Source organism: Ruegeria sp. HKCCD4884 (genome assembly GCF_013110855.1).
Taxonomy (GTDB): domain Bacteria; phylum Pseudomonadota; class Alphaproteobacteria; order Rhodobacterales; family Rhodobacteraceae; genus Ruegeria.
On record NZ_WVRJ01000004.1, the window covers coordinates 105,890 to 119,439 of the forward strand.

At 57.0% G+C, this 13,550-nt stretch carries 14 protein-coding genes; 12 read left to right on the forward strand and 2 right to left on the reverse strand.

The features are described from left to right. Positions 1-41: 41 nt before the first annotated feature. From GS636_RS07535 to GS636_RS07555, 5 genes are read left to right on the forward strand one after another with little or no spacing between them, the layout of a single operon-like run. The gene (locus GS636_RS07535) at positions 42-1,124 is read left to right on the forward strand and encodes an alcohol dehydrogenase family protein (protein WP_253762690.1); all 1,083 of its coding nucleotides are present in this window, start codon (positions 42-44) and stop codon (positions 1,122-1,124) included. Next, a complete protein-coding gene (locus GS636_RS07540) occupies positions 1,121-1,699 on the forward strand; it encodes a dimethylsulfonioproprionate lyase family protein (protein WP_171669028.1) in 579 nt (192 codons plus the stop codon). Before GS636_RS07535 ends, GS636_RS07540 begins: the two co-directional genes overlap by 4 nt. Then, a complete protein-coding gene (locus GS636_RS07545) occupies positions 1,696-2,802 on the forward strand; it encodes a mandelate racemase/muconate lactonizing enzyme family protein (protein ID WP_171669029.1) in 1,107 nt (368 codons plus the stop codon). Before GS636_RS07540 ends, GS636_RS07545 begins: the two co-directional genes overlap by 4 nt. Beyond that, positions 2,799-3,905, forward strand: a complete 1,107-nt coding sequence (locus tag GS636_RS07550; RefSeq protein ID WP_171669030.1) for a mandelate racemase/muconate lactonizing enzyme family protein — start codon at positions 2,799-2,801, stop codon at positions 3,903-3,905. Before GS636_RS07545 ends, GS636_RS07550 begins: the two co-directional genes overlap by 4 nt. Before the next feature lie 40 nt (positions 3,906-3,945). Next, the gene (locus GS636_RS07555) at positions 3,946-5,217 is read left to right on the forward strand and encodes an aspartate aminotransferase family protein (protein ID WP_171669031.1); all 1,272 of its coding nucleotides are present in this window, start codon (positions 3,946-3,948) and stop codon (positions 5,215-5,217) included. 218 nt (positions 5,218-5,435) lie between these two features. Here the strand turns inward: GS636_RS07555 and hemC are convergent, their stop codons facing one another. Then, positions 5,436-6,401: a hydroxymethylbilane synthase gene (gene hemC / locus GS636_RS07560; RefSeq protein WP_171669032.1), complete on the reverse strand. Its 966-nt coding sequence runs from the start codon at positions 6,399-6,401 to the stop codon at positions 5,436-5,438. Positions 6,402-6,507: 106 nt separating this feature from the next. Between hemC and hemE the strand changes: the two genes are divergently transcribed. After that, a complete protein-coding gene (gene hemE / locus GS636_RS07565) occupies positions 6,508-7,542 on the forward strand; it encodes a uroporphyrinogen decarboxylase (protein ID WP_171669033.1) in 1,035 nt (344 codons plus the stop codon). An 81-nt stretch (positions 7,543-7,623) separates the two neighbouring features. Here the strand turns inward: hemE and GS636_RS07570 are convergent, their stop codons facing one another. Beyond that, a complete protein-coding gene (locus GS636_RS07570) occupies positions 7,624-8,712 on the reverse strand; it encodes a CaiB/BaiF CoA-transferase family protein (protein WP_171183796.1) in 1,089 nt (362 codons plus the stop codon). A 169-nt stretch (positions 8,713-8,881) separates the two neighbouring features. Between GS636_RS07570 and GS636_RS07575 the strand changes: the two genes are divergently transcribed. The 6 genes from GS636_RS07575 (at position 8,882) to GS636_RS07595 (ending at position 13,412) form a co-directional block, all read left to right on the forward strand. Continuing rightward, a complete protein-coding gene (locus GS636_RS07575) occupies positions 8,882-9,811 on the forward strand; it encodes an ABC transporter ATP-binding protein (protein ID WP_171669034.1) in 930 nt (309 codons plus the stop codon). Further along, positions 9,808-10,569, forward strand: coding sequence for an ABC transporter permease (locus GS636_RS07580; protein WP_171093865.1), 762 nt, complete (start codon positions 9,808-9,810; stop codon positions 10,567-10,569). The genes GS636_RS07575 and GS636_RS07580 overlap by 4 nt, the downstream gene beginning before the upstream one ends. A gap of 113 nt (positions 10,570-10,682) precedes the next feature. Beyond that, positions 10,683-11,480 (forward strand): S49 family peptidase, encoded by a 798-nt coding sequence (locus GS636_RS07585; protein WP_171093863.1) that lies wholly within the window; start codon positions 10,683-10,685, stop codon positions 11,478-11,480. Then, on the forward strand, positions 11,461-11,652 hold the full coding sequence (locus tag GS636_RS22655) for a hypothetical protein (RefSeq protein WP_253284744.1): 192 nt from the start codon (positions 11,461-11,463) through the stop codon (positions 11,650-11,652). Before GS636_RS07585 ends, GS636_RS22655 begins: the two co-directional genes overlap by 20 nt. Continuing rightward, positions 11,652-12,611 carry a calcium/sodium antiporter gene (locus GS636_RS07590; protein ID WP_171184234.1) on the forward strand — a complete coding sequence of 320 codons (960 nt, stop codon included), beginning with the start codon at positions 11,652-11,654 and terminating at the stop codon, positions 12,609-12,611. Before GS636_RS22655 ends, GS636_RS07590 begins: the two co-directional genes overlap by 1 nt. A gap of 21 nt (positions 12,612-12,632) precedes the next feature. Next, positions 12,633-13,412, forward strand: a complete 780-nt coding sequence (locus tag GS636_RS07595; RefSeq protein WP_171183798.1) for an SDR family oxidoreductase — start codon at positions 12,633-12,635, stop codon at positions 13,410-13,412. Positions 13,413-13,550: the final 138 nt, after the last annotated feature.

Here is a 13,550-nt window from a genome sequence, read left to right on the forward strand (position 1 = left end):
ACACATACGCCCCGCACTGACGCAACAGTGGAGACCGCTCAATGAGCTTGCCTGAAACAATGAAAGCTATGGTGACAATGGGCCACGGTGGCCTGGAACAGATGGTTCTACATGGCAACTGGCCGCGCCCCGAACCACAGATTGGGGAAGTGTTGATTAAGGTCGCGGCCTGTGGGCTGAACAATACCGACGTCAACACGCGCTCAGGCTGGTATTCAAAGACCGTGACCGACGCAACGACCGGCGGTGCGTTTGAAGAGGTTGGAGAAGACGACCCTACCTGGGGCGGCAATCCGATCACCTTCCCACGGATTCAGGGGGCTGACATTTGTGGACACATCGTGGCTGTGGGTGAAGGTGTCGACCCCCGGCTCATAGGTGAGCGTGTCATTACCGATGGCTGGCTACGCGATCCAAACGATCCCGAAAATATGGATAAGACCGGCTATTATGGGTCAGAACGAGATGGCGGGTTCGCGGAATACGCGACGACGCTTGCGGTCAATGCCGTGCCGATCACGTCAGATCTGTCGGACGCTGAACTGGCCACCTTCTCATGTTCCTATTCCACGGCCGAAGGCATGCTGACCCGCGCCAACGTAACGGACCGGGACACGGTTCTTGTGCCCGGAGCATCGGGCGGCGTTGGCGGTGCCCTTGTCCAGTTGGCAAAACGGCGTGGCGCGCGTGTCATCGCGATGGCATCCGAGGCCAAACACGCAGATGTTGCCAGGCTTGGCCCGGATGTCATTTTACCGCGCGGGCCAAAGGATCTGCGTGATGCATTGGGTGACGAAAAGATTACAGTGGTCGCGGACGTGGTTGGTGGGTCGTACTGGCCGAACCTGATCGACATTCTGGAACGCGGCGGTCGCTATACCTGTTCTGGCGCGATCGCCGGACCAATGGTCGAGTTTGATCTGCGCACTTTCTATCTGCGGGATCTGACCTTTACGGGCTCGACTGTGATTGACCCACAGGTGATGCGAAACCTTGTCGGCTACATTGAGGCTGGTGAAATCAAACCTGCTTTGGCCGCCACATATCCTTTGGAGGAATTGCGTGAAGCGCAGGCCGCGTTCATTGCCAAAGAGCACACCGGCAATATCGTGGTGATACCATGACGCTTGAAGACGTTTTGGAGGCGGCGCGGCAGCTACATCAGGCACACCCTGAGCTGTCCGCCTTTGGCGCTTGGCCATCTGATCTGTCTGCCGCAGTGACAGAACCAGTTCACATCCCAGCCGCAGATCTGGTGCAGGGTTTCGGTCGGCGGGGGAGTGAACTGACGCAACCGCTCATCGACGCCGTCAAGGCAACCACCCATCTGGCCCATTGGAAACAGACCTACACCGAGGAAGAGGTTGGGGCGGATTTTCTCAACCGTTACGGCTATTATGAGCTGTTTGGTCCGACCGGACATTTCCACTCGGCGCAATTGCGCGGCTACATCGGGTATTGGGGGGCTGGCCTGAACTATGACTGGCACAGCCATCAGGCAGAAGAAATCTATTTGACGCTGGCGGGTGGTGCCCTGTTCAAGGTCGAAGGGGACAAGACTTTTGTTGGCCCCAACCAGACACGGCTGCATTCCAGTTGGCAAAGCCATGCCATGATCACAACCGATCAACCGATCCTGACCTTTGTGCTGTGGCGTGGTGACGGGATGGGCGACTTACCAAGAATGGATGCCAAATGAAAATCACTCGAATTCGGGTTTTTCAGACCGGGTTGCCGTACGTCGGTGGCGCCTATGTCTGGGGGGCAGGGAACGCTATCGAAACGGCCATTGCATCGGTCGTGGTCATCGATACTGACGCGGGCTTGCAAGGGTGTGGCGAGTTCTCTCCTTGCGGGGAAAACTACATGATCGCCCATTCCGAAGGCGTCCCGGCATTGGCGCGGCTTATTGCGCCGAAGCTGTTGGGTGAGGATCCCCGACAGGTGGCGCGGATCGAGCAGTTGATGGATCATCTTGTGCAAGGCCACGGCTATGCCAAAGCCCCATTCGATGCGGCGTGCTGGGATATTCTGGGTAAGGCGTGTGATCAGCCGGTTTGGATGCTGCTGGGCGGCAAGCTGACAAACGGTGCGCCGATGTACCGGGTCGCGCCGCAAAAGGCGGTGGATGAGACCGTGGCAGAAATGAATGTCTATCGCGATCAGGGATACCGCCAGTTTCAGGTCAAGGTCGGAGGCGACTGGGCCACCGATATTGATCGGATCCGCACTACGGTCCCTCTGTTGCAATCGGGTGAAAAGGCGATGGCCGATGCAAATCAGGGATGGCGCGTTGACAATGCGATCCGAGTGGCGCGGGCGACACGCGATCTGGATTTCATCCTCGAACAACCCTGTCGTACCTACGAGGAATGCCGACAGGTGCGCCGCGTGGCCGAACAACCGATGAAATTGGATGAATGTGTAACAGGCATCCACATGGCGCAGCGGATCGTTGCGGATCGTGGGGCCGAGATCTGCTGTCTGAAGATTTCGAACCTCGGTGGCATCAGCAAAGCGCGGCGCGTGCGGGACTATCTGGTCGACAACCGTATCCCGGTGGTCAGCGAAGATACCTGGGGCGGCGAGATCACGACGTCAGTGGTAGCGCATTTTGCGGCCTCTACACCACCTGAATACCTGCAGAACACAACGGATCTGATGAACTACAACACCAGATCAACCGGCATCGGCGGACCAACGGCTAAGGATGGCAAGCTCTTTGCATCGGACACGCCCGGACTGGGCGTTGCCCCTGATTTTGAAAGCCTCGGCGCGCCTGTAGCGGAGTACACACTATGAAGATCAAGTCCATTACCGTTTATCAGGTGGACCTGCCGTTAGAGCATCCCTATTGGCTGTCTGGCGGTCGGTTGAAGTTCGAAACCCTCGACGCGACAATTGTGAAAATCGAAACCGACGCCGGGCTGGTAGGCTGGGGTGAGGGTACCCCATGGGGGCACACCTATGTTCCTGCCCACGGACCAGGCATTCGCGCCGGTATCCAGACGATGGCCCCGTTCATTCTGGGTCGCGATCCGCGCAAGGTTTTGGATGTGGAACGGGCGATGGATCTGGCCTTGCCCGGGCATCTTTACGCCAAAAGCCCGATCGATATGGCCTGTTGGGACATTGCCGGTCAGGCGGCGGAACTGCCCATTGCTGATCTGATGGGCGGCGGATCGCGCACACCGCGCCCGATTGCTTCGTCGGTAGGGGCAAAGACTGTCGAAGAAACCCGAGAGGTGATGGAACGTTATCGCAGCCGGGGTTACATCGCCCATTCGGTAAAGATCGGCGGCAACGTGGAACGCGACATCGCACGTGTTCGCGATGTAGAGAGCATCCGGCGACCGGGTGAGATTGTCCTGTATGACGTGAATCGCGGTTGGACGCGGCAACAGGCCCTGCGGGTGATGAGCGCCTGCGAAGACCTGAACGTTATGTTCGAACAGCCGGGTGAGACGTTGGATGATATTGCTGCGATCTCGGGGTTGCATGCCTCGCCTGTCTCTGTGGATGAAAGCCTCGTGACCTTGCAGGATGCCGCCCGGATTGCCCGCGAGGGTATTGCCGAGATCTTTGGGATCAAACTTAACCGGGTTGGTGGATTGACCAAGGCTGCCCGGATGCGGGATATCGCGCTGGCCCATGGCATCGATATGTTTGTAATGGCAACCGGCGGCACGGTTCTGGCCGATACCGAAGCACTGCATTTGGCGGCCACGATCACGGATGACAATTGCCATGCGGTATGGTCCTGTCAGGACATGATCACCGTCGACATTGCGGGTGGGCGTGGGCCGCGCAATATTGACGGTCACCTGCACTTGACTGAAACTCCGGGGCTGGGTGTGCACCCTGATGAAAACACGCTGGGAGATCCTGAAGCCGTGTACAAATAGGACTCGCACCAACGTTCTGAGATGACGGAGATCACGTGACATGTTGAAGATCAACACTCAATCCGAATGGATCGACCGTGCAAGGGCGGTATTGCCAGCGGGCGGGTTCGGCAATTTCGACCCGGGCATCGTCATCGCCCGGGGCGAAGGCAGTCGTGTCTGGGACGAAGACGGAAACGAATATGTCGACTACCTGATCGGGTCCGGCCCCATGCTGCTGGGGCATGGCCACCCCGAGGTGATGGAGGCCGTGCTGGAACAGCTTCCGCAAGGCATGACCTTCTTTGCCAATAACAGAAAGGGTATCGAACTGGCCGAAGCCATCATCGAGGCCGTTCCCTGCTGTGAACAGGTGCGGTTTGTTGCGTCAGGTGGCGAAGCTGACATGTATGCCATTCGGCTGGCACGGGCCTATACGGGTCGCAACAAGATCCTCAAGTTCGAGGGCGGGTACCACGGGATGAGCGCCGAAGCGCAGATGAGTCTGGCGCCCAGCCGTCGGGTCAATTTCCCTCAGGCCGTGCCCGACAGTGCCGGGATCCCAGACAGCGTCGCCGAACAGATGCTGATCGCGCCGTTCAATGATCTTGAGGCTGTCGCGGCCTTGTTGGATGAACATGACGATGTGGCGGCGATCATGGTCGAGCCGTTGCAGCGGATCATTCCGCCCTTGCCCGGGTACCTGCAAGGGCTGAGGGATTTGTGTGACAAACACGATGTCTTGCTGATCTTTGATGAGATCGTCACCGGGTTTCGCCTTGCCTATGGCGGGGCGCAGGAGCGCTATGGCGTGACCCCGGATATTTGCACGTTGGGAAAGATCACGGGTGGCGGGTTTCCTCTGGCCGCTTTGGGCGCCAGCGCTGAGATTATGAAGCATTTTGACAAATCGAAAGTCGGTGAAGACGGCTGGTTGATGCAATTGGGAACTTTGTCAGGCAATCCTATCGCTGCAGCTGCAGGTTTGAAGACAATGGAGATTCTGCGTCGAGACGGGGCTTATGACCGTCTGCGCAGCATCGGCCGACAGCTGCAAGATATGCAGACCGAGGCGCTGAACGAAGCGGGTATTCCGCATCGGATTTGCGGTGACGACACGTTGTTCGACATCTATTTTACCAAGGCCGAATGCAGGGACTACCGCAGCGCCAGTCATGATGACCCTGCGCGCAACACATCATATAATGCGGCTTTAAGGTCGCATGGGATATTCAAAGCCCCGGGCAAGCTGTACCCGTCTCTTGCGGTGACCGACGTCGATCTGAACCAGACCCGAGAGGCCGTGCGTCACGCGGTTGCTGCGATTTCCTGAGTGTTGCTTGCATGAAAAACGGGTCGCCGTTGGTTAAAACTGCGACCCGTCACCTTTGGAAGTCGGGGGTCAGCCTCGCCCCCTCGAATACTGATTAAATCACCGCAATCTGAAAACTTTTCGATACTTTCGAGACTGACCCGACTTCCTGGTTGGTATGTCACCTTAATGCCTGAAGAAATCACCTTCTACAGTGACCCAGTTCACATTAGGCGAATTTATTTTGATTTTTTCCAATCGAATAAATCCGGGCCTGCTTGCGCAAGCAGTTCTGCAGCCATCGCGCGGGCCATTTCCGGACCGTCTTCTATTGGGGCTGTCATATCCCGGCTGGCGGTTTCAGTTCCGTCTGGCCGCAGAACCTCGCCACGCAATCTGAGAGTGCCGCCATCCAGCTCGGCCAGACCCGCGATCGGTGTTTCACACGACCCGTCCAGAGCATCCAGCAACGTACGTTCGGCCGCCAGCCGTTGGCCTGTTTCCGCGTGGTGAATCGCTTCAAGCATTTCTGCCGCACGCGTGTCGTCGCCGCGCCGTTCAATGCCGATGGTGCCTTGCGCAATGGCGGGCAGCATATCGTCAGGGGAAATGGCGCTTGCCGGGACATCATCCATACCCAGACGTCGAATTCCCGCCATCGCGAGGAAGGTGCAATCTGCCACGCCATCTTCCAGCTTTTTCAGTCGCGTCTGAACGTTTCCACGAAATTCGACCACCTTCAGATCAGGACGTCGGTTCAGCAATTGAGCACGGCGACGCAGCGAGGAGGTGCCAACAACGGCGCCCTCGGGCAGTTCGTGGATGGAACCCAGGCGCGGTGAGATAAATGCATCCCTTACGTCCTCGCGCGGCAGGAATGTATCCAGCACAAGGCCGTCGGGCTGTGCGACCGGCATGTCTTTGGTCGAATGCACGGCGATGTCGATTTCGGTGCGCAGCATCGCTTCTTCGATTTCTTTGGTGAACAGGCCCTTGTTGCCGATCTCTTTCAGCGGTCGATCAGCATCGATCATGGCGCGATTGTCACCCGTGGTTTTGATCACAACGATCTCGAATGCGTCTTCGGGCAGGTCGAAGGCATCACTCAGGCGTTGGCGTGTTTCATGGGCCTGCGCCAGCGCAAGCGGAGAACCACGGGTGCCGATTCTGAGGGGCGATGCGGGTGTGGGCAAATTCACAGTCATGCTCACAGCTTTAGTCGCGTCACATTGCCCTGACAATGGGGGCTGCGCTTGACAAATTGCCGCCGAAGGACGACCCGTTGCGAAAACCGGATGACTGGGGGCAAAAATGGCCGAGACAAAGAAACTGCTGCGGGCTCTGGCGGGTGAGGTTCAGGACGTGCCGCCGATCTGGATGATGCGCCAGGCGGGTCGGTATTTGCCCGAATATCGCGCCACCCGCGCGCAGGCCGGTGATTTCCTGTCCTTGTGCTATAACCCTGAGCTGGCCGCCGAAGTCACATTGCAACCGATCCGGCGATATGGGTTTGATGCCGCGATCCTGTTTGCTGATATCCTGTTGGTACCGCAGGCGCTGGGCGCGGATCTGTGGTTTGTGACCGGTGAAGGCCCGCGCCTGTCGACGATCACGCAGCAATCCGAGTTTGACGTGTTGAAGCCGGTTGACGCGATTCATGAAACACTGTCACCGGTTTATGAAACGGTGCGCATTCTGTCACAGGAATTACCGTCGGAAACCACTTTGATCGGGTTTGCTGGCGCGCCGTGGACGGTGGCCACCTACATGATCGCGGGGCGCGGCACGCCAGATCAGGGTCCCGCGCACGCGTTGCGGGAAGGGAACACCGCGCTGTTTGAGGCTTTGTTGGATCGCATCACCGCCGCAACGATCGAGTACCTGTCCGCGCAAATCGAAGCCGGGGCCGAGGTGGTCAAGATCTTTGACAGTTGGGCGGGGTCATTGAAAGGCGAGGCGTTCCAGAAATACGCGGTCGAACCGTGCCGGGTGATTACTCAGGCCATTAAGAAACGCCATCCAGGCATTCCGGTCATTGGATTCCCGCGTGAGGCGGGCGATGGGTATATCGGGTTTGCCAAAGCAACCGGTGTGGACTGTGTTGCGCTGGACAATTCGGTGTCGCCGGAATGGGCGGCCGAGCATGTGCAAGCTGATGGCTGTGTGCAGGGCAATCTGGCCTCGTCTCATATGGTGACGGGCGGGCAGGCGCTGGTGGACGAGACGCGACGCATTGTCGAGGCGTTCTCGAAAGGGCCACACATCTTCAACCTGGGGCATGGCATCACACCGGATGCGGATCCTGAGAACGTGCAGCTGATGATCGACACGGTGCGTGGGCGGTAAACCGGCGAAAGGGGGCCAGCCCCCTTCTTGGTCTGCGGCCAATTCATCCCCCGAGGTATTTTTGGCCAGATGAAGAGCGGATCAGCGTGGCTCTTTGAGCTGCTCGAGAATTTCCTTTGTGTGCTCACCGCGTGCGGGGCTGGGGCTGGGGTTCCATTGGTGATTAGAAAATCGCGGCGCGGCTGCGGATTGCAGGGTACCGTCGACGTCTTGCCAGCTGTTGCGGTGAGTGTTCATAGGGTGGTCCAGCGCCTCTTGCGGGCTGAGCACAGGGGCGACGCAGGCATCCGTGCCACGGAATAAGGCTTCCCAATGGTCGCGGGGTTGACTGGCGAAAATATCGGCAAGGCTTTGGGTCAGATCAGGCCAGAGTGTGCGATCATATTGGTTCTGGAAAGCGGTATCTTGAGCGAGACCCAGGATCTGCAAGAACTGGGCGTAAAACTTGGGTTCAAGGCATTGGACGGTGATGAAGCCACCATCGGCGCAGGTGTAAGTTCGGCTCCAGTGTGGGCCGTCCAGCAGGCTTTCGCCGCGCGTGTCGGACAGATTGCCTGTTTGGCGCATGGTCATCAGAAGGTTCATCATATGGGCTGAACCGTCGTAGATTGCGGCATCGACAACTGTGCCTTCACCAGTGCGTTGCGCATGGATCAGACCGGCCAGAATACCTGCGACCAGATACATGGAACCACCGCCAATATCGCCCACCAGAGTTGCAGGTGTCTGCGGGGGTTGGCCGGGTTGAGAGGCATACCAAAGCGCGCCGGACAGGGCGATATAGTTGAGATCATGCCCGGCAGTGTCAGACAGCGGGCCATCCTGACCCCAGCCGGTCATACGACCATAGACCAGTTTTGGGTTGCGGGTCAGGCAAGCGTCGGGGCCAAGGCCCAGTTTTTCCATCACGCCGGGGCGGAAGCCTTCGATCAAGGCATCTGCGGTGGCGATCAGACACAGGGCGGTCTCCAGGTCATCAGGGTCTTTCAGGTCAAGCGCGATGGACCGCTTGCCGCGATCCAGAAGTGAGCGTTCTGGCATTCCGGGTGTGACGGCACCGCTTTTGCGATGAATGGTTATCACATCAGCGCCCAAATCGGCCAATTGCATGGCGGCAAATGGGCCGGGACCCAGCCCCTCAATTTCGACGACACGAATTCCTTTTAGCATCTGCACCCTCCGTTTCGGGCAGAGTTTGCGAGCCGGCTGCGGATTGCAAGGCGGATGTTTGATGGCGCAGATCGTCGCCTGTAAGGCAGATGTGTATCAAACGATGTTGAATTGACCTGTTATACCCAGGTTTGGCGCGATAGGGTCCACGCCAGAACGGGGAACGGATATGACGACAATTTTGTCCATCAGAGATCTGCGCAAGTCTTACGCCGATGGGTTTGAGGCGCTGAAAGGTGTGTCTTTGGACATTGAAGAGGGTGAGATTCTTGCCCTGCTGGGACCAAACGGTGCCGGAAAGACAACCTTGATCTCGACCATCTGCGGGATCACCACCCCGAGTTCAGGCGAGGTCACGGTGGGAGGGCATGATATTCAGGCCGATTACCGCGCTGCGCGCAGGATGATCGGGCTTGTGCCGCAGGAAATTGCGCTGGAACCGTTTGAGAAGGTCTGGAATACGGTGCGCCTATCGCGGGGGCTGTTCGGGCTTGGCAAAAACAATGCGCGGGTCGAAGAGATTCTGCGGAAACTATCCCTCTGGGACAAGCGCGACAACGCGATCAAGGAGTTGTCTGGCGGTATGAAACGTCGTGTCCTTATTGCGAAGGCACTGGCCCATGAACCCCGCGTTCTGTTTCTGGATGAACCCACTGCCGGTGTGGATGTCGAACTGCGTAAAGACATGTGGGAAATCGTGGCCGAGCTTAAACAGGACGGGGTCACCATCATTTTGACCACCCACTACATCGAAGAGGCCGAAGCCATCGCAGATCGTGTCGGGGTCATCGACAAGGGTGAGCTGCTGTTGGTGCAGGACAAGGACGCGCTGATGGCGCAAATGGGTAAAAAGCAGATTGAGGTCATGCTGACAGAGCCAATCGCGCAGATTCCTGACAGTCTTGCGCTGCATAATTTGACGCTGAATGGCGCGGGGGATGTCTTGATTTACACCTATGACACCCACGCGGACCGCACGGGTATCACGACACTGCTGAATGACGTGTCACAAGCCGGGTTGATCCTGCGGGACGTGCAGACTCGGCAATCGAGTCTGGAAGAGATATTCGTCAATCTTGTATCCGGAGAAATGGCATGAACTGGACTGCAATTGCTGCCATCTACCGGTTCGAAATGACCCGGTTCTTCCGCACTCTCGCGCAAAGCTTTTTCTCGCCGGTTCTGTCCACGTCGTTGTACTTCGTGGTCTTTGGCACAGCCATCGGCAGTCGCATTCAAGAGGTTGAAGGCGTCTCATATGGTGCGTTTATCGTGCCGGGGCTGATCATGCTGTCGGTGGTGATGCTGTCGATTTCGAACGCGTCTTTCGGGATATATTTCCCGAAGTTTCTGGGCACCATCTACGAGCTTCTGTCCGCGCCGGTCAATTTCATCGAGATCGTGATCGGATATGTAGGTGCCGCAGCCACCAAAGCGCTGTTTGTGGGTTTGGTGATATTGGCAACCGCTACCTTTTTTGTGGATATTCGGATTGAACATCCCTTTGCCATGGCTGCGTTCCTGATCCTGTCCTGTCTCAGTTTTTCTTTATTGGGCTTCATCATTGGAATCTGGGCCAGCAATTTCGAACAGATGTCGTTGGTGCCTCAGCTTGTTGTGACGCCCCTGATATTTCTGGGGGGAACGTTTTATTCGATCTCGATGCTGCCACCGGTGTGGCAGACCATCACATTGTTCAATCCGGTCGTTTATCTGATTTCGGGGTTCCGTTGGTCTTTTTACGGGCTGGCCGATGTGCCGATTGTCTTTAGTCTGCTGGCCATTCTGGCTTTTACAGGTGTTTGTCTGGCGGTCATTGGCTGGATTTTCAAAACCGGTTGGCGCATACGCAGCTGACTGTTCTTGGGCGTTGCATTTTTGCCCACTGAGTGTGGGAATTTGGTTCACGTCGCGTTTAAGGCCGGATGAGTCCCTTGTTTACGGGTTGGGGGCACTCTACATCGGCACCCATGAAACTCAGCCTGCCGTTTGTCAAAAAGCACCCCTGCGTGGCCGTTGTCCGCCTGTCCGGCGCCATTGGAATGGCGGGGCGTGGGGCGTTGAACGATACAACCCTGGCCCCGGTTCTGGAAAAAGCGTTTCGCAAGGGAAAACCCGCCGCCGTGGCGATTGAGCTTAATTCCCCGGGCGGGTCCCCTGTGCAAAGTTCACTGATCGGTGCCCGGATCCGGCGTTTGTCGGAAGAGCTGGACGTGCCCGTGATTGCCTTTGTCGAGGATGTTGCTGCCTCGGGCGGGTACTGGCTGGCCGCCGCCGCGGACGAGATCTGGGCAGATGACAGTTCGGTTCTGGGCTCGATCGGAGTGATTTCGGCCGGGTTTGGCGCGCATGTCTTTCTGGCACGGCAAGGGTTCGAGCGGCGCGTGCACACGGCAGGCCAATCGAAATCCATGCTGGATCCGTTTGCACCAGAAAAGAAAGAGGATGTGGCCCGCCTGCAAGGTTTGTTGGGGGACATCCATGAAAACTTCATTGACCATGTCAAAGCGCGCCGCGGTGACAAGCTGGATAGCAGTGCTGATCTGTTCACTGGTGAGGTTTGGCTGGCGCGCCGCGCGCAGGAATTGGGCCTGATTGATGGCATCGCTCATCTCAAACCCAAGATGCAGGAACGCTTTGGCGACAAGGTCAAGTTCCGTCGTTATGGTGTCCGCAAACCGATCTGGACGCGCTTTGGGGCCAGCCTGGCACAGGATGCCATCGCCGGATTAGAGGAGCGTGCAGCCTATGCGCGTTTCGGTTTGTAACGTGATCATCAAGGCCGTCACCCTTTTCCTGATTGCCATGGGCGTATTGGCAATGTTCGGTAAGCTTCGCTTTCCCGGGCAAAAGAAATTGAGTTCGGCGAAATGTCCGCGCTGCGGTCGGTATCGTATCGGCAAAGGCCCCTGCGCCTGCGAAAAGGGAGGCCGGACTTGATTACCACATGGCTGTTGTCCGGTCTGGGCTTGTTGATTCTGTTGCTGGCAGGCGACGCCCTTGTGCGTGGTGCCGTAAACCTGAGCCTGCGCCTTGGCGTTCCGGCGCTGATTGTCAGCCTGACGATTGTAGCTTTTGGGACATCCGCGCCTGAGCTTTTGATTGCAATCAGCGCTTTGGAAGAGGACGCGCCTGGCATCGCGCTGGGCAACGTAGTCGGATCAAACACGGCGAATATCCTGCTGGTTCTGGGCCTTCCCGCGCTGCTGGCGACTTTACACACCAGTGAGTGCAACAGCCGCAGGAACTATGTCTTCATGCTGATGGCGACGGTTCTGTTCATTGGTTTGGCATTTTTGGGAACGTTTACTTTCTTCAGCGGCCTGATCTTGTTGGCGGCTTTGGGTCTTGTTCTTATGAACGCCTTTCGAGAGGCAAAAGCCCATCGCAAAGCCTGCGGTGAGGCCTGTGTGGATGAAGAGCTTGAGGGGCTGGAAGAAGCAGATCCTGACATGCCGTATTGGAAGGTATCTGTTTTCTTGATCCTCGGGCTGATTGGTCTGCCGATGGGCGCGCATCTGTTGGTGGATAATGCAACGGTCATCGCACGTAACTATGGTGTCAGCGAAACGGTCATTGGTTTGACGTTGATTGCAGTTGGAACGTCTTTGCCTGAATTGGCGACAACAGTTATGGCCGCGTTGCGCAGACAGGCCGACGTAGCGCTGGGTAACGTGATCGGTTCGAACATGTTCAACCTTTTGGCCATCATCGGGATCGCAACCTGGTTTGGTCGTATCCCGGTTGATCCCGAGTTCCTGCAATTCGACCTTTGGGTCATGCTGGGCGCATCGCTGCTGCTGATCCCGTTTGTGTTCTTCAAACAAGATATCTCGCGCATCTGGGGGTTGGTGTTGACTTTCCTTTATGTGCTTTATGTCACCGTATTGCTGGTGTGATCTGACAAAACGAGGTGAAGCATGACCCGAGCTTTAGTGACCGGTGCCGGTATTCGTCTGGGCCGGGCCATGGCGCTGTATCTGGCAGGTCGTGGTTACGATGTGGCGGTGCATTACGCCACATCAGAACAACCGGCGCAGGAAACTGTAGAAAAGGTGCAGGCCCTTGGGCGGCACGCGGTGGCATTGCAGGCCGATCTGCTGGACGAAGTTCAGGTTCAGGCGTTGTTGCCCAAAGCGGCTGAGGCGCTGGGTGGACCGATCACTTGTCTGGTGAACAACGCCTCGATCTTTGAGTACGACAATATCCATACTGCAACCCGCCAAAGCTGGGACCGCCATCTCGACAGCAATCTACGCGCGCCATTCGTACTGACGCAGGCTATGTCTGAACAGGGACTGGCCGCTGGCATGGACGAAAACAACGAGCCTCTGGCCGCAGGCTTGATCGTCAACATGGTCGATATGCGGGTCCGAAAGCTGACACCCGAATTCATGTCCTACACCATCGCGAAAATGGGGTTGTGGGCTCTGACCCGAACGGCTGCTCAGGCCCTGTCACCTGACATTCGGGTCAACGCGATTGGTCCGGGTCCGACGGTTCAGGGGCATCGTCAAAGCGAACAGCATTTTCAGGCACAGCGATCGAACACAGTGCTTGAGCGGGGTTCCAACCCGTCGGACATAACCGCAGCGCTGGGCTATTTTTTGGATGCACATGCAGTCACAGGGCAACTTCTATGCGTTGATGGGGGGCAGCATCTGGGTTGGAAAACACCCGACGTGCTCGGCGTAGAATAAGCAATTTCCCTGTAAGTTTTGCACTGCTCTCATTTGTGTTACCTGCGCGTTACAAAAATGTCTTTTTTTTCATATACTTGCTAAGTGATTGAAAAAATATCATTTAGAATCAAAGCTTTAATTTATTGCCCATTTTTT

What these genes read in the sequence shown, in the direction of transcription:
- GS636_RS07535 (WP_253762690.1), top strand. Translation starts at nt 42, where the DNA reads ATGAGCTTGCCTGAAACAATGAAAGCTATGGTGACAATGGGCCACGGT.
- GS636_RS07540 (WP_171669028.1), top strand. Translation starts at nt 1,121, where the DNA reads ATGACGCTTGAAGACGTTTTGGAGGCGGCGCGGCAGCTACATCAGGCA.
- GS636_RS07545 (WP_171669029.1), top strand. Translation starts at nt 1,696, where the DNA reads ATGAAAATCACTCGAATTCGGGTTTTTCAGACCGGGTTGCCGTACGTC.
- GS636_RS07550 (WP_171669030.1), top strand. Translation starts at nt 2,799, where the DNA reads ATGAAGATCAAGTCCATTACCGTTTATCAGGTGGACCTGCCGTTAGAG.
- GS636_RS07555 (WP_171669031.1), top strand. Translation starts at nt 3,946, where the DNA reads ATGTTGAAGATCAACACTCAATCCGAATGGATCGACCGTGCAAGGGCG.
- hemC (WP_171669032.1), bottom strand. Translation starts at nt 6,401, where the DNA reads ATGACTGTGAATTTGCCCACACCCGCATCGCCCCTCAGAATCGGCACC.
- hemE (WP_171669033.1), top strand. Translation starts at nt 6,508, where the DNA reads ATGGCCGAGACAAAGAAACTGCTGCGGGCTCTGGCGGGTGAGGTTCAG.
- GS636_RS07570 (WP_171183796.1), bottom strand. Translation starts at nt 8,712, where the DNA reads ATGCTAAAAGGAATTCGTGTCGTCGAAATTGAGGGGCTGGGTCCCGGC.
- GS636_RS07575 (WP_171669034.1), top strand. Translation starts at nt 8,882, where the DNA reads ATGACGACAATTTTGTCCATCAGAGATCTGCGCAAGTCTTACGCCGAT.
- GS636_RS07580 (WP_171093865.1), top strand. Translation starts at nt 9,808, where the DNA reads ATGAACTGGACTGCAATTGCTGCCATCTACCGGTTCGAAATGACCCGG.
- GS636_RS07585 (WP_171093863.1), top strand. Translation starts at nt 10,683, where the DNA reads ATGAAACTCAGCCTGCCGTTTGTCAAAAAGCACCCCTGCGTGGCCGTT.
- GS636_RS22655 (WP_253284744.1), top strand. Translation starts at nt 11,461, where the DNA reads ATGCGCGTTTCGGTTTGTAACGTGATCATCAAGGCCGTCACCCTTTTC.
- GS636_RS07595 (WP_171183798.1), top strand. Translation starts at nt 12,633, where the DNA reads ATGACCCGAGCTTTAGTGACCGGTGCCGGTATTCGTCTGGGCCGGGCC.